The organism is Cutibacterium acnes (assembly GCF_003030305.1).
In the GTDB taxonomy this organism is placed as follows: Bacteria; Actinomycetota; Actinomycetes; order Propionibacteriales; family Propionibacteriaceae; genus Cutibacterium; species Cutibacterium acnes.
In genome coordinates this window covers 884,683-903,965 of the sequence record NZ_CP023676.1, presented here as the reverse complement: position 1 = coordinate 903,965, position 19,283 = coordinate 884,683, and the positions used below count along the sequence as shown (strand labels likewise).

Annotated in this window: 19 protein-coding genes; all 19 read right to left on the bottom strand. The window is 60.4% G+C overall.

The genetic code is table 11. The features are described 5' to 3' along the window. Positions 1-94 precede the first annotated feature (94 nt). Complete coding sequence (locus CPA42_RS04510; RefSeq protein WP_002515501.1) at positions 95-1,858, bottom strand: MDR family MFS transporter; 1,764 nt, start codon at positions 1,856-1,858, stop codon at positions 95-97. A gap of 94 nt (positions 1,859-1,952) precedes the next feature. Next, positions 1,953-2,561, bottom strand: a complete 609-nt coding sequence (locus CPA42_RS04505; protein WP_002515460.1) for a TetR/AcrR family transcriptional regulator — start codon at positions 2,559-2,561, stop codon at positions 1,953-1,955. Positions 2,562-2,661: 100 nt separating this feature from the next. Then, positions 2,662-3,342, bottom strand: a complete 681-nt coding sequence (locus CPA42_RS04500; RefSeq protein ID WP_002515660.1) for a hypothetical protein — start codon at positions 3,340-3,342, stop codon at positions 2,662-2,664. Positions 3,343-3,511: 169 nt separating this feature from the next. Beyond that, complete coding sequence (gene rpmA, locus CPA42_RS04495) at positions 3,512-3,781, bottom strand: 50S ribosomal protein L27 (RefSeq protein WP_002513859.1); 270 nt, start codon at positions 3,779-3,781, stop codon at positions 3,512-3,514. Positions 3,782-3,792: 11 nt separating this feature from the next. Beyond that, complete coding sequence (rplU, locus tag CPA42_RS04490; protein ID WP_002515641.1) at positions 3,793-4,101, bottom strand: 50S ribosomal protein L21; 309 nt, start codon at positions 4,099-4,101, stop codon at positions 3,793-3,795. 160 nt (positions 4,102-4,261) lie between these two features. Beyond that, positions 4,262-6,886 (bottom strand): Rne/Rng family ribonuclease, encoded by a 2,625-nt coding sequence (locus CPA42_RS04485; protein WP_002515555.1) that lies wholly within the window; start codon positions 6,884-6,886, stop codon positions 4,262-4,264. Positions 6,887-7,158: 272 nt separating this feature from the next. Continuing rightward, positions 7,159-7,893, bottom strand: coding sequence for a TIGR03936 family radical SAM-associated protein (locus tag CPA42_RS04480; protein WP_002515476.1), 735 nt, complete (start codon positions 7,891-7,893; stop codon positions 7,159-7,161). Between the two features lie 2 nt (positions 7,894-7,895). Further along, positions 7,896-9,848: a TIGR03960 family B12-binding radical SAM protein gene (locus CPA42_RS04475; RefSeq protein WP_002515684.1), complete on the bottom strand. Its 1,953-nt coding sequence runs from the start codon at positions 9,846-9,848 to the stop codon at positions 7,896-7,898. A gap of 45 nt (positions 9,849-9,893) precedes the next feature. Further along, on the bottom strand, positions 9,894-10,310 hold the full coding sequence (gene ndk / locus CPA42_RS04470) for a nucleoside-diphosphate kinase (protein ID WP_002515614.1): 417 nt from the start codon (positions 10,308-10,310) through the stop codon (positions 9,894-9,896). Between the two features lie 33 nt (positions 10,311-10,343). Continuing rightward, positions 10,344-10,730: a DUF4233 domain-containing protein gene (locus CPA42_RS04465; protein ID WP_002518350.1), complete on the bottom strand. Its 387-nt coding sequence runs from the start codon at positions 10,728-10,730 to the stop codon at positions 10,344-10,346. Beyond that, entirely contained in the window at positions 10,727-12,172 is a 1,446-nt protein-coding gene (locus CPA42_RS04460; RefSeq protein ID WP_002515677.1) for a bifunctional folylpolyglutamate synthase/dihydrofolate synthase, read from the bottom strand. The genes CPA42_RS04465 and CPA42_RS04460 overlap by 4 nt, the downstream gene beginning before the upstream one ends. After that, positions 12,169-12,525 (bottom strand): RNA polymerase-binding protein RbpA, encoded by a 357-nt coding sequence (locus CPA42_RS04455; protein ID WP_002513867.1) that lies wholly within the window; start codon positions 12,523-12,525, stop codon positions 12,169-12,171. The genes CPA42_RS04460 and CPA42_RS04455 overlap by 4 nt, the downstream gene beginning before the upstream one ends. Positions 12,526-12,642: 117 nt before the next feature. Further along, positions 12,643-12,864 carry a preprotein translocase subunit SecG gene (secG, locus tag CPA42_RS04450; RefSeq protein ID WP_007400818.1) on the bottom strand — a complete coding sequence of 74 codons (222 nt, stop codon included), beginning with the start codon at positions 12,862-12,864 and terminating at the stop codon, positions 12,643-12,645. A gap of 178 nt (positions 12,865-13,042) precedes the next feature. Next, positions 13,043-13,822 (bottom strand): triose-phosphate isomerase, encoded by a 780-nt coding sequence (gene tpiA, locus CPA42_RS04445; protein ID WP_002515576.1) that lies wholly within the window; start codon positions 13,820-13,822, stop codon positions 13,043-13,045. After that, positions 13,822-15,030 carry a phosphoglycerate kinase gene (locus CPA42_RS04440; protein WP_002515585.1) on the bottom strand — a complete coding sequence of 403 codons (1,209 nt, stop codon included), beginning with the start codon at positions 15,028-15,030 and terminating at the stop codon, positions 13,822-13,824. Before CPA42_RS04440 ends, tpiA begins: the two co-directional genes overlap by 1 nt. Before the next feature lie 122 nt (positions 15,031-15,152). Beyond that, on the bottom strand, positions 15,153-16,160 hold the full coding sequence (gene gap / locus CPA42_RS04435; RefSeq protein ID WP_002515621.1) for a type I glyceraldehyde-3-phosphate dehydrogenase: 1,008 nt from the start codon (positions 16,158-16,160) through the stop codon (positions 15,153-15,155). 233 nt (positions 16,161-16,393) lie between these two features. Next, positions 16,394-17,383, bottom strand: a complete 990-nt coding sequence (gene whiA / locus CPA42_RS04430) for a DNA-binding protein WhiA (protein WP_002515546.1) — start codon at positions 17,381-17,383, stop codon at positions 16,394-16,396. A gap of 56 nt (positions 17,384-17,439) precedes the next feature. Then, positions 17,440-18,408 (bottom strand): gluconeogenesis factor YvcK family protein, encoded by a 969-nt coding sequence (locus CPA42_RS04425; protein WP_002519094.1) that lies wholly within the window; start codon positions 18,406-18,408, stop codon positions 17,440-17,442. Next, positions 18,405-19,280 (bottom strand): RNase adapter RapZ, encoded by an 876-nt coding sequence (rapZ, locus tag CPA42_RS04420; RefSeq protein ID WP_002515678.1) that lies wholly within the window; start codon positions 19,278-19,280, stop codon positions 18,405-18,407. Before rapZ ends, CPA42_RS04425 begins: the two co-directional genes overlap by 4 nt. Positions 19,281-19,283: the final 3 nt, after the last annotated feature.

Here is a 19,283-nt window from a genome sequence, read left to right as displayed (position 1 = left end):
CTCAGAAAATGGAATCGGGCCTTCCGACCCAGGACAGATAACCAGTTTAGACGCTAGGACGCGTCACCCGGCCCCCGTGATACGTCTCGAGCTCTCAGGCCTGTCCCGGTTGGTTCGATCCGGCGGAGTGCCTCGGCGGGGTGGGTTTGGCCTTCGTAACATCTGTCGCGCGACGAGCCGACGACCCGGCCAGGTCGTCAGAAAAGTCACCGTGCCCGTTTTCTGACAGGTTTTCGCGACCCTCGACTGCCGGAACTTCCTGGGCACCTTCCATCTCAGCCTCGGACGCGGCACGCATCTGCAAACCGGTGTGGTGGGACAGCGGCACATCCTTGAGCAAGAAGGCCAACAAACCCGCAGCTGCAACCATCGGCGCCATCCACAAAAACAGCGGGGTTAAAGAGTTGACGTATGCCTCGATAATGCCGTTACGAATGAAATCGGGCATCTGATTGACGGCCCCCGGAGTCAGCGAGGCCGCAGCATGGTGCGAGCTCATGGCCCCCAGCGCCTTGAGGACCGCGGGGTTCTTGCTCGCGGCCAAGGACGTGAACAGATCGGTGACGCGGTTGGTCAGGCGGGTGGTGAAAGCCACACCAATAAGAGAGGCACCCAGGCACACACCAATTTGGCGGAAGAAGTTGTTGTGGCTGGTAGCGGTTCCAAGCAAGGTTGGGCGGACGTCGTTCTGCACCGCCATGACGAGCAGCTGGAAGAACATACCCATGCCCAAACCGAGGACGAAGGTATCGCCCATAATGCGCCACACTGGCGAGTTCTCGTTGAGGGTGGACATCAGCACCATGCCACCCGCCGCGACAATCGGGCCAATGATGATGAAGATACGGTACCGACCGATGCGAGAGGTAAGCAGACCAGTCACCGTCGAGGCCAGCAGAATCCCGATCGTCATGGGGATGAGCAGCAGGCCAGACACGGTAGCCGAGTAGCCATAGGTCATCTGCATATAGGTCGGCAGGTAAGCAAGCACACCGAACATCGCACCCATGGCCAGCATGCCGATAATCGTCGAGACGACGAAAGTGCGATTGCGGAAGAGCTCGAGCGGCAACACCGGATCCTCGATGCGACGCTCCACAAAGGGCAGCAGACCCCATGCTACGACCGTGATGACGCCCAGACCGATGATTTGCCACGACAACCAGTCGTACTGGGAACCGCCCCAGGTGGCGAGCAGCACGATCGCCACGGCACCGGCGTCCATGAGAGTCAGTCCAAGCCAGTCGATCTTGGCCGCCAGTTCGTGCTTGGGGAGTTTAAGAACAAAGAGGCAGGCGATCCAGGCCACCACGCCAAGTGGCAGGTTGATCCAGAACACCCAGCGCCAGGAGATCGAGTCGGTGAGCCAGCCGCCCAGAAGCGGCCCAAGCACCGAGGAGACGCCGAACATCGCACCCATCGGCGCCATGTAAGCAGCGCGGACGCGCGGCGGAATGAGGTCTCCGGTGATCGCCTGGGACAAGATCATGAGGCCACCACCACCCAGGCCCTGAATGAAGCGGTAGAAAATGAACGTGATCATGGCGCCGGCGGTACCACAGAGGGCAGACCCCAACAGAAATAGACCAATGGCGATGAGATAAAGCGTCTTGCGGCCAATAAGGTCGGACAACCGGCCGTATAGCGGCATGCCTACCGTGATAGCAAGCGTATAAGCGGTGATGACCCATGCCATGTGCTCGACGCCGGACAGGTCACCGACGATGGTCGGAAGAGCCGTGGCGACGATCGTCTGGTCCAAGGAGGACAGGAACATCACCATCATGAGACAGAAGTAGACAACCCAGAACCGACGGTCCGGTCTGAACTTGACAGCGGCAGCAGCAGTTGCGGTCATGTAACAACTTTCGTAACGATCTGAGACAGATGGAATGGCGCGTTCGAACGCGCGCACGATGAGGGCCGTCAGGTCTAGATGGCCAGGGCTCGGCTCATGGCTTGGTCGACGACATGTCCGCGCTAAGCTCGGCGGACAGCCTGGCCCAGACGTCGACGACGCGGTCGAAGGTGTCGGCCACCTCGGCCGAGCTTCCCCCAGGACGAGCCACGACTGACTGGACGGCGCAGCGTTCCATTGCCTGGACAGTACCGACCAGGGCCAGCACCTCTAACGAGTCTTCAGACTTGCCCGTGCGCCGAGCGGAAGCAGCCACCAATGCCGCCCGCTGTCCTTCGACGGCCTCCTTGAAGGCCATTCGGAGTTCCGAGCTCTCCCGTCCGATTTTCATGAGGATGCAAAGATCATCGAAGTCGACGTTCGTCGCGCGCCAGCGAGCCTCCAGCAGATCACGAATGAGCGTGGCGAGAGGAGTCTCGACATCCGTGGCAAAGGCATCCAAGACCTCTTGCGGATAGGTAACGAGAGGCGGCAAGTAGACGTCATATTTGGATGGGAAATGGTTGAAGACGGTGCGCCGAGAGACCCCGGCACGCTCCGCAATGTCATCGACGGTGACGTCGTCGACCGGCTTTTCGATCGCTAGCTCAATGGCAGCACGACGAATGACGCCTTGAGTGCGAATTGCTGTCGGTGAAGCCACAGCAATAATTATGCACCGAGTGCAGGTTTTGCATCAAGTACATAAGGTGCACTCAGTGCATATATTGTCACTCTCTCGGTGAACGAGGGTGGCACCGGCGTCATCGGAAAGCGTTCCACGCCTTCCGTAAATATGGCCAAGCTCGCTGAGCGGACTCCCTCCATTGCTCAAGTGAGCCAGTAGCTCGGTGCACCCACCACCCAGCTTCTCGACCGGCCGACGGCGCCAACCACACCACCCCGACGACAACGGTCAGCACGCTCACGACAAGCGCCACTGCGACCATGCGGGCCCACATCCCGCGACGCTGGTGAGCTCCGGAAACGCTGCGGTCAGTCCGGGAAAACCACCGCGTAAACAACGCACCACCTAGGGCAATTACCAGGCTCGTGACAGCAGCCCCGATCATCGTCCCACCGATTCCGAGGCCTCCAACGACCCCAGTAGCAGCCGCAGAAGCACAGGCACCAGCGGCTACCTCATACGGGCGTGGCCACCGATGACGAGCCTGGGGCTGCGGCGCAGCGACCACACCACGATCTTGAGGGTCGCGAGCCTGCGAGGTAACTGACCGGCTGGGGCGAATCGGTGGCAGCGGTGCGGTGGTCCTGGGCAGCGATCCGGTAGGCCTAGGCGCATCAGATCCCGGCCCGATACGATACAGCCACCGTTCGTCCTCGCTGAGTTCCCGGTTGCCCACGATTCTCTGATCTCCCCTCATCATGGCGTTGATAACCACCAAGTCCTGAGAGTAGGTCGATATTCCGTCACTTCCAGTCATGTCGTCCTAGTGACGACCACAGTCGTGCCGAGGGTCCGACGATAGTCGCAATCACCGGCGGAACTCTCAGATAGAGACGAATCGATTAACACACATGTGCTCAACGTGTCTCAGACACAGATTGGCCCCCGCCTCATGGCGGGGGCCAATCACATCTATGTCGTGGGGATCAGGCCTCGACTGGAGCCTCCACAGGGGTCACGTTGACAACCCTACGACCGCGACGGGTACCAAACTCGACGTTGCCGTCGCGCAGGGCGAACAGGGTATCGTCGCCACCACGGCCGACCCCGTCACCAGGGTGGAAGTGGGTGCCGCGCTGACGAACAATAATCTCGCCAGCGTTGACAAGCTGACCGCCGAAACGCTTCACGCCGAGACGCTGGGCGTTGGAGTCACGACCGTTGCGCGAGGAAGACGCGCCTTTCTTATGTGCCATGTCTGTCTACCTCAGCCTTCGATTCCGGTGACCTTGACCTGGGTGTACTTCTGACGGTGCCCCTGGCGCTTCTTGTAGCCGGTCTTGTTCTTGTACTTGAGGATGCGGATCTTCGGGCCCTTGGTCTCGCCGAGAACCTCAGCGGTGACCTTGACCTTCCCGAGCGCGTCCTTGTCGGAGGTGACGGACTCGCCATCAACCACGAGGAGCGGGGTCAGCTCGATGCTGCTGCCCGCTTCGTCGGCGACCTTGTCAATCTCGACGACGTCACCCACTGCCACCTTGTGCTGGCGGCCGCCACTACGCACGATCGCGTACACGCCTGACCTACTCTCGTTCTTGTCGTACATTTCCGGAGACCGGAACCAGTGGCCCCGGACAAACCTGACCGACGATACACGTCGGACCGGCTGCTCATTTTACATTTCGTGCGGTGGACGGTCAAAACGACCATCTACCAACACCCTGTGGGCCTAAACCTCACTTGGAGTGGGACTTGCCCGACGAGCCTTTATGACCGCGACCACGACCCTTCGAGCGCTCGCCACCGTCGGCCGGAGCCTGGGAATCGACCGGCTTATCGAAGCGGCGGTAGCCGCGACCGCCACAGGCCTCGCACTGCTCAGTGAAAGCCTCAGCCAGCCCGGTACCGATCTTCTTGCGAGTCATTTGAACTAAGCCCAGCGATGTCACCTCAGCGACCTGGTGTCGGGTACGATCCCGGCCCAGGCATTCGGTGAGACGACGCACAAGAAGTTCACGGTTGGTCGGCAGCACCATGTCGATGAAGTCAATGACGATGATTCCGCCAATATCGCGCAGTCGTAGCTGACGCACGATCTCCTCAGCCGCCTCCAAGTTGTTAGCGGTGACAGTGGCCTCAAGGTTACCCGCTGACCCGGTGAACTTTCCGGTATTGACGTCGATCACCGTCATAGCCTCGGTGCGGTCAATGACAAGGGACCCTCCCGACGGGAGGTAAACCTTGCGCTCCAAAGCCTTCGCGACCTGCTCGTCAATGCGGTACTCGGCAAAGGGGTCCTTGTCGGTGTGCTCCCAATGGATTAGCCGCGACGTCATCTCCGGAGCCACGTGATCAACGTAGGCCTTAATGGTGTCGTAGGCGTCATCGGGGCCACCGTTGCCGGCGATGACAAGCTCGGAGAAGTCCGCAGTGAACAAGTCGCGGATGATACGCACCGTTAAATCAGGCTCGGTGTATAGCATCAGCGGAGCTTTGCTGTTGCTGACCTTGCGCTCAATGACCTCCCACTGAACCTTAAGACGGTTAATGTCACGGACCAGGTCTTCCTCGGTGGCTCCTTCCGCGGCAGTGCGCACGATGACGGAAGCATCCGACGGGATGTTGTTCTCAACGATTTTCTTAAGGCGTTTGCGCTCCGAATCAGCCAGCTTGCGAGAAATCCCCGAAAGGTGGCCGCCAGGCGAATAGACGACAAAGCGTCCGGGTACCGAAATATGGCTGGTCAAACGGGCACCCTTGGCACCCACCGGATCCTTGGTGACCTGTACCAGAACCTGGTCACCGGACTTTAGCACGTGCTCGATGCGCTTATCCTCGCCCTCCTTGCCATACTTGGCCCAATCAACCTCTCCGGCGTAGAGCACAGCGTTGCGACCACGACCAATGTCAATGAAGGCGGCCTCCATCGACGGCAGGACGTTCTGCACTTTGCCCAGGTAGATATTGCCGATCGAGGAGGTGGCAGAAGCGCGATCAACGTAATGCTCAACGAGCACCCCATCTTCCAGCACCGCCAGCTGAGAGTAGTCATCAGACTGACGCACAATCATCTTGCGGTCGACCGACTCGCGACGGGCCAGGAACTCCGCGTCGGTGATGACGGCACTGCGGCGACGTCCGGCGGCACGTCCTTCCCGACGACGCTGCTTCTTAGCCTCGACACGGGTCGAACCCTCGATGCCAGTGACCTCATCAGCCACCGACTGACGCGACCTCGGCTCGCGCACCTTGATGACGACGTCGCTGGGATCATCGTCAGAACCGCTGATGTCTTCGCCACGACGACGACGGCGGCGACGACGACGGTGGGTGGCGTCCGAGCTACTGGACTCAGAATCATTGTCAGAGCTGGTCTGTGAGTCGTCACTATCGCTCGACTCGTCCTCGGATGCGCTGTCCTCGGTATCTTCACTGCGACGACGGCGACGTCCACCGCGACGACGGCGACGACGGTTCTGGCCGTCCTCCTCGGTGTCAGCGGCAGTCTCCTCCACCGCATCCGTGGTGTCGTAATCAGACTTCTCGCTCTTCTTATCGGAACTGTGGCGGTCCTTGACCTCGCCCTTATCCTCCTCAACCGGGGCCACCTTGTCAGTACTCCCGGAGGTCTCCGCAGAGTGACTACCAGCCTCGGAAGGTCGAGTGGCACGACGGCGACGGCGCTTCGGCATAGCAGCCTCTCCCCCACCGATCTCAACGGCCAGAGAGTCGAGGATGTCGCTCGCTGAGCGCTCTTCGCCTTCTTTAAATCCAAAGGGGTTAGCTAGGGCACCCTCAACCTTGTGGTTACGAGCCCGGGCCTTGGCTTCAGTCAGTGCGACATTGATGGGATCGTCGTCAGCACCATCGCCCTTATTGGTCGCGGTCGTCGCCTCAGTCGTTTCCTCGACCTTTTCTGCGGTTCGAGAGGAGCGACGGCGAGTGGCGCGACGACGCTGGGAGGTACCCCGCTCTGCCTCGGTGGACGGCGCGGTTTCAGAAGCACCACGACGGGTACGACGCGGCTTCTCCTCGGTCCTTGTGTCCGCGGACTCGGGCTCCTCCGGCGTCGGCTCTAGGGCGACGACCTTCGGAACATCAGTCTTAACGTCGCGCGGAGTGCTCGTCGCCTTGCGACGTCGCCCCATCGGAGGACGCGGCAGATCAGAAACCTCCACATCGGAAGTAACAATCGAACCACCTGATCCTGCGGCAGCAATCGCCACGGGCGTGCCCATCGTCTCGACGGGGGCCGGAGCCCCAGCGGGGCGCGACGCGGCCCGACGACGTCGAGGAGCGGGAATTCCACTAGTGGAATTCCCGCCAGAGTTCAGTGTGGTGTTGTCAGTCTCGTCGAGCACTGTGCTCTCCTTGGCCTTTCGGCACGGTCAGTGCCCACCCGGGTCACGGCCCTGCAGGAGTTCTCCCACGGACGTATACACACGCCTCGCGCTGTACTGACGGCGTCGTTCCCCGGCATGGGGCAAAAGCTTGCGGTGAGCCCTCGAGTCCCCCGCGGTCGCCTCTCGGCGTCGCGGTACGAACCGTCGAGTGGGGTGGCACCCCGTTCACCTAAGCCCCAGTATGTCACGTCCCCCGCCGCGATGCCAGATTTCACACACTCGCTGGCTACTCACCACACTGTCACGGCAGCACCAGTGAACGGATCTGCCAGTGCGGTCGACACCCCGCTGGCGTCCTCGTTACAAGCCCCTTGGGCCAGCCGCGTCACTCGCGCCGCATCGACTGCCGGGCACCTTTTGGCTAAGGCTCGCAGCACATCATCAGGCCGAACTAACGGCGTGACGTGGCGCAGCATAAGGCGCACACATCCGTTGGCGACGTCCAGACCGATAAGCGCGGCACGGACATCGAAAGTACGCACACCTGACTTCGTCATCCGTTGCACGTCGACGGTTTCGGCCGTCATAACAGCCTCCACCGCCTCCGCTAGCCCCGGCACGTCGCCAGTAGGTTCAATCAGCCAAGCAGACGCTGTCAACAACTCGGCGAAAGGAGTGCGGTCGGTCTCAGCGACCTCCAACACCTCCATTCCCGGTGGCATCTCGCGACCCAAGACCGTCAGAACTTTCTGCGGATCGCACACCTCGGCCAGCGCCACTTCGAGGTACTCTGCCTCAGAAGCTGCTCCGGTAGCTGCCGCGTTGGCATAGGAAATACGCGGGTGTGGGCTAAATCCTGACGAATACGCCATCGGGATATGGGCCCGGTTGAGGGCCCGCTCAAAGGCACGAGCGAAGTCACGGTGAGAGGTAAATCTGGCAGTACCCCGTTTGGCGTACCGGATCCTGAGCCGCTGCTGCGGCGGGGCCTGCTGCTCTGGCTGTTGCTGCGCGCGCTTCGACATCGTCACGCCTCCTTCGACGGTGCGAGATCAGGCACCACCGGCGTCAGCGGGATCAGCGGATGTCCCGACGGTCCTACCTGAATCTCGGTGCCCATCTGCGGGCACACCCCGCAGTCATAGCAGGGATTCCAGCGACAGTCGTTGACGGCCTCGCCGTCCAGAGCATCCTGCCAGTCGTCCCATAGCCAGTCACGATCGAGCCCAGAATCCAAGTGGTCCCAGGGCAGTACCTCCTCGTAGTCGCGCTCACGGGTAGTAAACCAATCCAGTGAGACGCCCAGCGGCTCAAGTTCCCGCTCGCAGCAGGCAACCCAGCGATCGTAAGAGAAGTACTCATTCCAGCCGTCAAAAACTCCCCCGTCGCGCCACACAGCCTCAATGACGTTGCCAACACGGCGGTCACCGCGCGAAAGCAACCCCTCAATGATTCCTGGGCGTCCGTCGTGGTAGCGCATGCCTATCGACCGACCAAACTGACGATCGGCGCGGATGGAATCGCGCAGCACCGACAGACGATGATCAACCTCGTCAGCAGAGGCTTGAGCAGCCCACTGGAACGGAGTGTGAGGCTTGGGTACGAACCCACCAATGGAGATCGTGCAGCGAATATCTTTGCGCCCAGCAGCGGCTCGACCAGCCGCAACGACGTGGGACGCCATGTCGTGAATCCCCAACACGTCCTCGTCAGTCTCCGTGGGCAGACCGCACATGAAATACAGCTTGATCTGACGCCACCCGTTTCCGAAGGCCGTAGCAACTGTACGAATGAGATCTTCCTCGGTCACCTTCTTATTGATAACCCGACGCATTCGCTCGGATCCGCCTTCAGGAGCGAAGGTCAGACCGGAACGACGACCGTTACGGCTCAACTCGTTTGCTAGGTCGATATTGAAAGTATCGACACGGGTGCTTGGCAGGGACAGGGAAACGTTCGTACCCTCATACCGATCAGCTAACCCCTTGGTAATGTCGGAAATCTCCGAGTGGTCGGCGCTAGACAGACTCAACAGCCCGACTTCTTCCAGGCCGGTAGCCTGCAGTCCGCCATCGACCATCTGGGCGATGGCATCGATCGACCGCTCTCGCACCGGACGGGTGATCATACCCGCCTGACAGAACCGACAACCACGAGTACAACCCCGGAAGATTTCCACCGAGTAACGCTCATGGACAGTTTCAGCCACCGGCACGATGGGACGTTTCGGATACTGCCACTCGTCGAGATCCATGACGGTGTGCTTGGAAACAGTATAAGGAGCCTCTAGACGATTTGGGGCGACCTTGCCAATAGTCCCGTCGTCGAGGTACTCGACGTCATAAAAGCACGGCACGTAGATCCCACCTGTTGCGGCAAGCCTCACAAGCAGGCCTTCACGACCCCCAGGGCAACCCTCTTTCTTCCAGTCTCGGATGATCTCGGAAATCTCCAGACAAGCCTCTTCACCGTCACCGAGGACAGCAGCATCGATGAAATCAGCTACCGGCTCGGGGTTGAACGCAGCGTGACCGCCAATAAGGACGATGGGGTCAGTGTCGGTGCGGTCAGCTTGACGAACAGGGATACCGGCCAGGTCAATAGCGTTGAGCATGTTGGTGTAGCCCAACTCCGTAGACAGGGAGACCGACATGATGTCGAAATCGCGAACTGGCCGGTGACCGTCGAGAGTAAACTGGGGGATCCCGGCCGCCCTCATTTGCTTTTCCATATCCGGCCACACCGAATAGGTGCGCTCAGCCAAGATCCAATCACGCTCATTGAGCACCTCGTAGAGAATGGCCACGCCCTGGTTAGGCTGGCCAACCTCATACGCGTCGGGATACATCAAGACCCAGCGAACATCAACGTCCTGCCATTCCTTGACGATGCTGTTGTGCTCCCCGCCCACATACTGGATGGGCTTATTAACTCGGGACAGCAGCGGTTCAATCCGGCCAAGGAGATCCTGGGTATTCACGAACGGCCATGCTAGGTGGTCCGAGCCAGATTATGGAATCACACATCACACCAGGTGGGGGAACCAGAGGCCAATCTCGCGCTCAGCGGACTCGAGACAATCGGAAGCATGAACAAGGTTATGGTTCTTCTCCGTGCCGAAATCGCCACGGATCGTTCCAGGCAGAGCCTCAGCGCAGTCCGTTGCCCCGTTCATGGCACGGACAACCGAGATAACTCTGCGCCCCTCAAGCACCATGGCGACGAGCGGCCCCGAGGTGATGAACTCCTCCAACGCCGCGTAGTAGTCCCGACCGACATGCTCGGCATAGTGCTTACGGGCAGTCTTAGCGTCGATCGTACTCAGCTCCATCGCCCGCACGGTCAAACCTTTGGCCTCATACCTACCGATGATCTCACCCATAAGACGGCGCTTCACGGCATCCGGCTTTAACAGGACCAAGGTGCGTTCCTCGTCATTCATGAGCCCCAACCTATCGCAGCCAGGATCGACACCTCACCGCACCTCGGGGCTTCCATCGATACGCTTTCCTAGCACCATAATTGATACCCAGATGGCCGCGAAGATGATCCCGACGACGTACATCATCGGGGTGGCCAATCCGAGCAGAATGCCAAAGATTTGGAGAGTCCAGGACAACAGGTACCCCCACGTGCGTGGCACACCAATGGCGCACACAATCGAGACAACCATGCCGACACACCCCAGGATGATCGACATGACCACGCTGACCCCAGACACGAGGATCATTCCCGGGATGGCCAGTCCGAAGACAATAACCTCAAAGGCCAGGAAGCCCACCACAACCTTCGTCATCGGGTTACCGGCAGGAAGAGTGAGGATTCCACCCTTCCCCGCCCCGGGATGCGCGACCAACGTCACCAGCCCCCGTCGTCGCTCATATCATCGTCAGGCAACGGCTCGAGCTGATGCCCCTCCATGGCTTTGACCTGATCCTCAGATAGATCCGGGGTCTCAACGATGGCGGTCTGCGGAGCATCCAGCATGGTGCCATCCGGGCGAAGGATGGCTCGAGCCCGACCCGCCAAAACCACCGATCCGGCAATAAGAACCCCAGCCCCAGGACCACAGGAATCCGCGATGCGGAAAGCCTCCTCGAGCGCTTCGGGGACGTCAGTAACGCGGGTGAGATGATCATAATCCCAATGGGCTGACGCCTTGTCAGCTAGCTCGTCAACGCTCAGAGCGCGCGGAAGATCTGGCATTGAGGTGACGACGAGGTAGCTCACCGTATCCGAAAGCACCGCCAGCACACCGTCGACGTCTTTGTCAGCCATCGCTGCCACAACGGCGATTAAGGGCTCAACCTCGAACGACTCGCGCACTCCCGCTATAGCGGAGGCGGCGCCGTGCGGATTGTGGAAGGTATCGAGGATAACTAGCGGAGAACGTCGCACTACTTCAAGGCGAGCCGGAGCCTGCACAGCTGCCAGCCCCTGCTCAATAATTGCGGGCTTAAGCGGCCCAGTGAGAGCTTCCACAGCTGCCACCGCCTGAGCAGCATTGTGGGCCATATGCTCGCCAAAAACCGGCAAGAACAACTCTCCTAGAGGCCCAGATGCCGTCTGGATGCGAAGGACCTGACCTCCGATGGCGCTACGTCGATCCAATAAACCCCAGTCTGGACCCTCCAACAAAGGCTTGACGCCGGCATCGGCACACTGAGCCAACAACACCGGAGCAGCTTCCGCCTCCTGACCAGCAATGACGGGAGTGCACCCAGGCTTAATAATCCCGGCCTTCTCGGCAGCGATCTTGTCGAGACTATCGCCGAGAATATGCATATGGTCCATGGCGACGGGGGTAACAACAGCGATGTTCGCATCAGCGACATTGGTCGCGTCCCAGCGTCCCCCTAAGCCCACCTCAACGACGGCGACGTCCACCGGCGCATCGGCGAAGGCGGCGAAGGCCATCGCTGTCATCACCTCAAAGAAAGTCATCTCGATGCCGTCGATGTGCTGGGCGTCAACCAGGCCCACCATGGGCTCAACTTGACGCCACGTCTCGTCAAAGAGATCGTGGCTGACGGGACGACCATCGATGCAGATGCGCTCAGTGACGTCCACCAGGTGCGGGGAGCAGTATCGACCTACCCGCAGACCAGCCGACCGCAGCAAAGAATCAACCATGATCGCCGTCGATCCCTTGCCGTTAGTACCGGCAATCTGGATGACGGGACAGGCCTGCTGTGGGTTACCGAGCAGGTCGAGGACGGCTCGCTCCCGATCCAAACCGGGGCCGATGCGATGCTCAGGCCAGCGAGCCGTCAACTCAGCGACAAGCTGATTATGGCTGCTCAATAGATGACCTCACCATCACGGCGACGTTGACGCAGGTTCTCCAATGCTTCTGCAAGAATCGCAGCGGCCTCGGCCTCGCTGCGACGCTCTTTCACGTAGGCCAGATGGGTCTTGTAAGGCACGATCTTGGGCGGGGCGGGCGGATTCGCCTGGTCGCGGTTAGCCGGCAGACCGCACCTAGGGCATTCCCAGGTGTCGGGGATCTCGGCCTCGGCGGCAAAGGCCGGACGGATCACGTGGTGGTTGGCGCAAAAGTACGAAACGTACTCGCGAGGAGCGGCCTCGCCGCGCTCTGCCTCTCCCATGGGGCCGGCACCGACACGACTTCCACGGATGGCACTTCCACCGGACATTCGTTCACTCTCCTCGAGGGGTCACAAAGCTGCCTAAGGGCAGCACTTTTTAGGGGTTGGGAAGGTACCCGCCTTCCCCTTGCGCTCCGGCGCGGCAGACGGCCGCCTAATTCCGGCTCAGGAATGGCTGTAGAGCACCAGTAGGACGATAATGGAAGCCAGCCACAGCAGGCCCATAACAATCGTCAGGCGGTCCAGATTTCGTTCAGCCATAGAAGTTCCGCCCATGGAGGTCGACACGCCTCCACCGAAGAGGTCTGACAGGCCGCCGCCCTTGCTCTTATGGAGGAGGACGAAGAGGGTAAGGATGACGCTGAGCACACACAGGATGATGGACATCGTCAGTACGGGCCAGGTCGTAAGGGGAGCCGAAATCACGTCGTACAGGGTAACCCACGTACCGCCACTTCCCCACATTGGATCCTCGAAATATGCGTGAATCGCGCTCGTAAATCAGAGGCTGGACGGGAACGGTCCCCGCACCATCAGGTGCGGGGACCGTCTTGAAACTGACTGATCAGGCCTCGTAGAAAGTTACAATCTTGGAGAAATCGCCAGCTTTGAGCGAGGCTCCGCCAACGAGAGCGCCGTCAACGTCTGGCTTGGCCATGATCTCAGCGACGTTGGCCGGTTTAACTGAACCACCGTACTGAATGCGCACCGCCTCGGCGGTCGGGGCGTCGTAAAGCTCCTTGACGGCCTCGCGGATGGCCTGGCAGACCTCCTGGGCATCGTCAGCGGTGGCAGTCTCGCCAGTGCCGATGGCCCAGATGGGCTCGTAGGCAATGACAAGCTTGGCGACCTGCTCGGCAGAAATGCCGTCAAGGTCGGCTTTGATCTGGCCAACGGTATGTTCGACGTGCTTGCCAGCCTTGCGAACCTCGAGGGCCTCGCCACAGCAGATGATTGGGGTCATTCCATTTTCGATGACCTTCTTAGCCTTGGCATTGACCAGTTCGTCGGACTCGTTGTGGTACTCGCGACGCTCGGAGTGGCCAACGACGACATAGCGGCAACCCAGCTTCGACAGCATGGCGCCGGACACCTCGCCGGTGTAAGCGCCATCGTCGTGAGCCGAAATATCCTGGGCACCGTAGGCGATCGGCAACTTGTCGCCATCAATGATGATGGCAACAGGACGGATATCGGTGAACGGCGGGATGACGACGGCCTCCGACTTGGAGGAGTCGTATCCCGCGGCCTTGAGGGCCTCACCGAGATCCTGGACGAGGGAGGTAGCAGCAACGTGGTCGAGGTTCATCTTCCAGTTGCCGGCCATGATCGGGGTACGGGACATCAGTTGTTCTCCTTGAGTACTGCGATTCCGGGTAGCTTCTTGCCCTCCATAAGCTCGAGGGAGGCGCCACCACCGGTAGAAATATGACCGAACTGATCGTCGGCGAAACCGAGGGTACGCACGGCGGAGGCGGAGTCTCCCCCGCCGACCACCGAAAGGCCGTCAACCTCGGTAAGAGCCTGGGCGACGGCCTTGGTGCCGAGCTCGAGGCCCTTGATCTCGAAAACGCCCATTGGTCCGTTCCAGAACACTGACTTGGCACCCTTGATCGCGTTGGCGTAAGCCTTCTCGGTCTCCGGACCGATGTCTACTGCCATCTTGTCGGAAGGAATCTCGTCAGCGGGCACGACGTCGATCTGACCGACAGTGCGGGCCTCGAAATCGATGTCGGAGACCACTCGCACGTCTACGGGAAGCAGGATCTGCTTGCCTGCAGCCTTGGCCTGTTCGAGATACTTCGTGCACGCGTCGATCGAATCTTCGTCAAGTAGGGAGTCACCGACCTCGAGACCCTTCGCCTTGAGGAAGGTGTACGCCATACCGCCACCAATAACGAGAGTGTCAGCGGCCTTGAGCAGGTTATCGATGACGGCAAGCTTGTCGGCGACCTTGGCACCACCGAGGACGACGACGAACGGCCGCTTCGGATCGGCGGTCAGGCCTTCGAGGACCTCTACCTCCTTGGCAACGAGGGAGCCAGCAGCGCTCGGCAGCAGCTTGGCAACGTCGTAGACGGAAGCCTGCTTGCGGTGCACAACGCCGAAGCCGTTGGAGACGTAAAACTCACCAAACGAGGCGTATTTCTGAGCGAGCTCAGCGCGCTCGGCCTCGTCCTTACTGGTCTCGCCCTTCTCGAAGCGGACGTTTTCGACCAAGGCGATCTCGCCATCAGCCAGCGACTCAGAGGTTTTAGTGGCGGAGGGACCAACGACGTCCCCAGCAAGCTTGACGTCAAGGTTCATAAGCTCACCGAGGCGCTTGGCAACTGGCGCCAGCGAGTACTTGGGATCGACGGCACCCTTGGGACGACCGAGGTGCGCGAGCACGGTGGTGCGAGCGCCAGCCTCATGCAGCTGGGTCAAAGTAGGCAGGGCAGCCTTAATACGGCCGTCGTCGGTGATCTTGTCCCCGTCGAGCGGGACATTGAAGTCGCAGCGAATGACGACGCGCTTACCGCGCAAGTCTCCGAGATCCTCAACAGATTTCATGTGGAAGCCCTTTCTTGAAGTGGTAGTCGTGAACGATGTTTCGCGAGCGTCGCGGCCCGGGTATAGATGACGGCCCCGCGCCCGCATGGGCACGGGGCCGTCATCAGCTCACGATGGTGAGATCAGGCAAGCTTGCTGGCGACGAGCTTGGTGAGGTCAACCAGACGGTTGGAGTAGCCCCACTCGTTGTCGTACCAGGAGAGGACCTTAACAAGGTTTCCGATGGCCTTGGTCTCGGTAGCATCGAAGATCGAGGAGTGCGGGTCGCCCTCGATGTCCTTCGACACGATCGGGTCCTCGGTGTAGGCCAGGATGCCCTTGAGCGGACCCTCGGCAGCCTTCTTAACGGCGGCCTGAACCTCCTCAACGGTGGTCTCCTTAGAGGTCTGGAAGGTCAGGTCAGTCAGAGAGCCGGTCGGGGTCGGAACGCGGACGGCAAGGCCGTCGAACTTGCCCTTGAGCTCCGGGAGGACCAGGGCCACAGCCTGAGCGGCACCGGTCTTGGTGGGGATCATGTTGAGGGCAGCGGCGCGGGCACGACGCAGATCCTTGTGAGGAGCATCCTGCAGACGCTGATCACCGGTGTAGGCGTGGACGGTAGTCATGATGCCGCGCTCGATACCGAAGGCGTCATTGAGGACTTTGGCAAGCGGAGCGAGGCAGTTGGTGGTGCAAGAAGCGTTCGAGATGATGTTGTGCTTCGCGTTGTCGTAGTCGCCATCGTTGACGCCCATGACGAAGGTGCCGTCGACGTTCTTGCCGGGAGCGGAGATGATGACCTTCTTGGCGCCGGCCTCAAAGTGGGCCTTGGCCTTCTCGCCATCAGTGAAGAGTCCAGTGGACTCGACGACGATTTCGGCGCCGAGCTCCTTCCAGGGCAGGTCAGCGGGGTTGCGCTCGGCGAGAACCTTGATGGTCTTGCCGTCAACGGTGATGGAGTCATCGTCGTAGCTGACCTCACCGGAGAAACGACCCATGATCGAGTCGTACTTCAGGAGGTGGGCCAGCGTCTTGGTGTCGGTGAGGTCGTTGACAGCGACCACCTCGAGGTCGGCGCCCTGCTCAGCAAGGGCGCGGAAGAAGTTACGGCCAATGCGGCCAAAACCGTTGATACCAACCTTGACGGTCATTAAGGGATCTCCTCCAAATGAGGTTTGTGCGTTCAGCACTCGGACATCTCTAAGCATAGCGACTAAGGGCAATGGACAAACCCTAGGGCCCATTACTAAGCCAATGCCACGGGCGAACGATCACCAGCACCGATCAGGTCATCGCACGAATGATCACAAGGTTGCACGAATACCTTCCCACGTGGGAATGGAGCCAGGCTTACGTTTACCCTGTAACCGCGCTGTAATGGCCGTCAGCCACGATCATCACGCATCTCGACAGGAAGGCTCTCCAACGTGGTGGGCTCGCCGTTGCTTCGGGCCGTCTTGTCCGCTAGAGCCAACAGGCGACGAATCCGACCAGCAATAGCATCCTTCGTCAACGGAGGCTCGTGCACCTTGCCCAATTCCTCCAAGCTGGCATTTCGATGCTCGAGTCGAAGTCGGCCAGCTGCTCTCAGATGGTCCGGAACGGAATCTCCGAGAATTTCTAGGGCTCGTTCCACCCGGGCACTAGCGGTAACAGCGGCTCGCGCAGAGCGACGCAAGTTAGCGTCGTCGAAATTAGCCAACCGATTGGCAGATGCTCGCACCTCCCGACGCAACCGACGATCTTCCCAAGCCAGCACAGATTCGTGTGCTCCCATGCGGGTGAGCATCGCCGAGATAGCGTCACCATCGCGTATCGTCACCCGATCGACGTGACGAGACTCACGTTGCTTCGCGGTGATGTCCAGACGCCGAGCAGCCCCGACGAGGGCCATGGCGGCCTCCTCACCGGGAGCGGTAATTTCCATCGCCATGGAGCGCCCCGGCTCGGTAAGCGATCCGCGGGCCAGGAAAGCTCCGCGCCACGCAGCGGCCTGGCAGCATCGTCCGCCACCCACAATAGGAACCGGAAGGCCCCGCACTGGACGCCCACGACGATCAAGCAGTCCGGTCAGACGAGCCAAATCAGCACCTCCGCGCACCATTCTTATGAGGTAGCGAGTGTTGCTGTGGAGCCCAGCGCCATTGACGACCACGAGATCAGTGTCAAAACCGAAGACTTCCTGAATGGACTGACGCAGTCGTCGCGCAGCTCCCCCCGTGTCGACTTCTGCCTCGATCGTAAGATGGCGATGCTGCACCAGATGGATGCCGCCAGCGAATCGTAGGGTGGCCGCGATCTCGGATCGGCGGCAGCACAGTTTCTGCACCGGCACTGTCGCAAGCTCGTTTTTCACCTGCAGGGTGAGCGCCATGTGGGTCTAGCCTCCGGAAGGGGTAACGGGAATAACAAGGTGATCTTAGGCGACGGTCAACGGGGCTGAACCCCCATGATGTTGGCATAGGCCGACGCTAGTCTCAGTGGATCGTGCCGGGCCGAGCCGTCACGCATAGCCAGATCGTCAACGACGATTTCAGCACCGAGATTGCGAGCAAACGATTCCAGATGAGGGTCCTGGCCGGCAAACCCGCGATCAACGAGAACGACGTCAAAGCGCATCCGTGGCTCATGCTCGGCGATAACCTCCAAATGCCGCGCTGGGCTAAACCCATCAGTTTCGTCAGCACCGGAGACATTAAGCGTGAGGATTTTTCGCGCCTTCGACTCCAGAATCGCGTCGACGATCTGCGGCACTAGCAGGTGGGGCATGACGGATGTGAACCACGACCCGGGACCGAGCACAAGGTTGTCAGACGCGTGAATCGCCTCCAGCACCTGGGGACACGCATCTGGCTCGGAAGGTTCTAGCCCCACCTTAAGGACCTCTGCCCGAGTCTTCGCGATGGTAGCTTGCCCAGTGAGGGTGTACTCCTCATCAGGCCGATTGGGGTCAAGACCAACGACTTGAGCACTGATGTCCAGTGGGGTGAGGGACATCGGCAGGACGCGTCCGCGAACGTCAAGAAGCTGACCCACCATGTCGAGCCCGGAAACCGGGTCGCCAAGTTCTTGCCATAGTCCGGCGATCAGGAGGTTGCCAATGGCGTGACCGGCGAGTTCGCCAGTTCCATTAAATCGAGCTTGCAGAACCTCAGCCCAAGTACGTCCTAAGCGGTCATCGGCACATAGAGCGGCCAAGGCGCGGCGGAGATCGCCGGGGGGCAGAATGTCGAACTCGTCGCGCAACCGACCTGAGGACCCACCGTTATCAGCAACGGTGACAACGGCGGTCAGCTGGTCAGTAAGACGGCGCAGTGCTCGCAGGGACACAGCCAGCCCATGTCCGCCGCCAAAGGCCGTAACGACCGGCAGCTTGGAGGGGGTTGACACCATCGTCATTCCTTCCCGAGGTCTCGGTGCAGGACGGCGGTACGGTGCCCCCGAGCTGCTAACCGAGTGGACAGCTCCTCGGAGATGGCGGTACTGCGATGCTTTCCGCCTGTGCAACCAACGGCCACCGTGACCTGCTTCTTGCCCTCCCGAAGATACCCCGGAGCCATGCCACCCAGGAGTTGTTCAACACGGTCAATGAACTCTGTGGCACCAGCTTGGGCCATCACATAGGAGGCAACGTCAGAAGACAGACCGGTCTTGGGACGCAGCTCAGGGACCCAATAAGGGTTTGGCAAGAAGCGGACGTCAAAGACGAGGTCAGCGTCGATCGGGACCCCACGCTTAAACCCGAAGGACATCACCTGGAATGCCAGCCCTTCGTCAATCCCCTCAGCAAAGGCATGGTCGATGCGTTGGGCTAGCTGGCGGGCAGTGATCGACGTGGTGTCGATGACGAGATCAGCCTCGGCTCGCAGGTCGGACAGCATCCGCCGCTCAAGGGCAACGGCGTCGAGCAGATGACCACCTTGTTGCAGCGGCAGCGGACGACGGCTGGACTCCTGGCGGCGCACAATTGTCTCATCGGACGCTTCCAAGAAGACGATGGCAGGGTCGATGCCGCGCTCGTCGAGCGCATTGACGGCCACCCCTAGGGCGTCAAACATGATGCGGCTACGCACATCGAGAACCACCGCTAGGCGATCAATGTTATTGGCGGCAATTTCGTCAACGAGGGCCCCCAACATAGCGGGCGGAAGATTATCGACGACGTACCAGCCAAGGTCCTCCACAGCGTGAGCTGCGGTACGACGCCCAGCACCAGAAATGCCGGTGATAATGACAACTCGTGGGGTCTTCGTCGTCTGCTCGGTGCTCACAGC

Bases quoted from the DNA above. Each gene is read 5' to 3' on its own strand.
- tpiA (WP_002515576.1), bottom strand. From the start codon at position 13,822: ATGTCCCGTACCCCGATCATGGCCGGCAACTGGAAGATGAACCTCGAC.
- gap (WP_002515621.1), bottom strand. From the start codon at position 16,160: ATGACCGTCAAGGTTGGTATCAACGGTTTTGGCCGCATTGGCCGTAAC.
- whiA (WP_002515546.1), bottom strand. From the start codon at position 17,383: ATGGCGCTCACCCTGCAGGTGAAAAACGAGCTTGCGACAGTGCCGGTG.
- CPA42_RS04440 (WP_002515585.1), bottom strand. From the start codon at position 15,030: ATGAAATCTGTTGAGGATCTCGGAGACTTGCGCGGTAAGCGCGTCGTC.
- CPA42_RS04425 (WP_002519094.1), bottom strand. From the start codon at position 18,408: ATGACGATGGTGTCAACCCCCTCCAAGCTGCCGGTCGTTACGGCCTTT.
- CPA42_RS04455 (WP_002513867.1), bottom strand. From the start codon at position 12,525: ATGTCCGGTGGAAGTGCCATCCGTGGAAGTCGTGTCGGTGCCGGCCCC.
- CPA42_RS04480 (WP_002515476.1), bottom strand. From the start codon at position 7,893: ATGTCGAAGCGCGCGCAGCAACAGCCAGAGCAGCAGGCCCCGCCGCAG.
- secG (WP_007400818.1), bottom strand. From the start codon at position 12,864: ATGTCCATCATCCTGTGTGTGCTCAGCGTCATCCTTACCCTCTTCGTC.
- ndk (WP_002515614.1), bottom strand. From the start codon at position 10,310: ATGAATGACGAGGAACGCACCTTGGTCCTGTTAAAGCCGGATGCCGTG.
- CPA42_RS04510 (WP_002515501.1), bottom strand. From the start codon at position 1,858: ATGACCGCAACTGCTGCTGCCGCTGTCAAGTTCAGACCGGACCGTCGG.
- rpmA (WP_002513859.1), bottom strand. From the start codon at position 3,781: ATGGCACATAAGAAAGGCGCGTCTTCCTCGCGCAACGGTCGTGACTCC.
- CPA42_RS04500 (WP_002515660.1), bottom strand. From the start codon at position 3,342: ATGACTGGAAGTGACGGAATATCGACCTACTCTCAGGACTTGGTGGTT.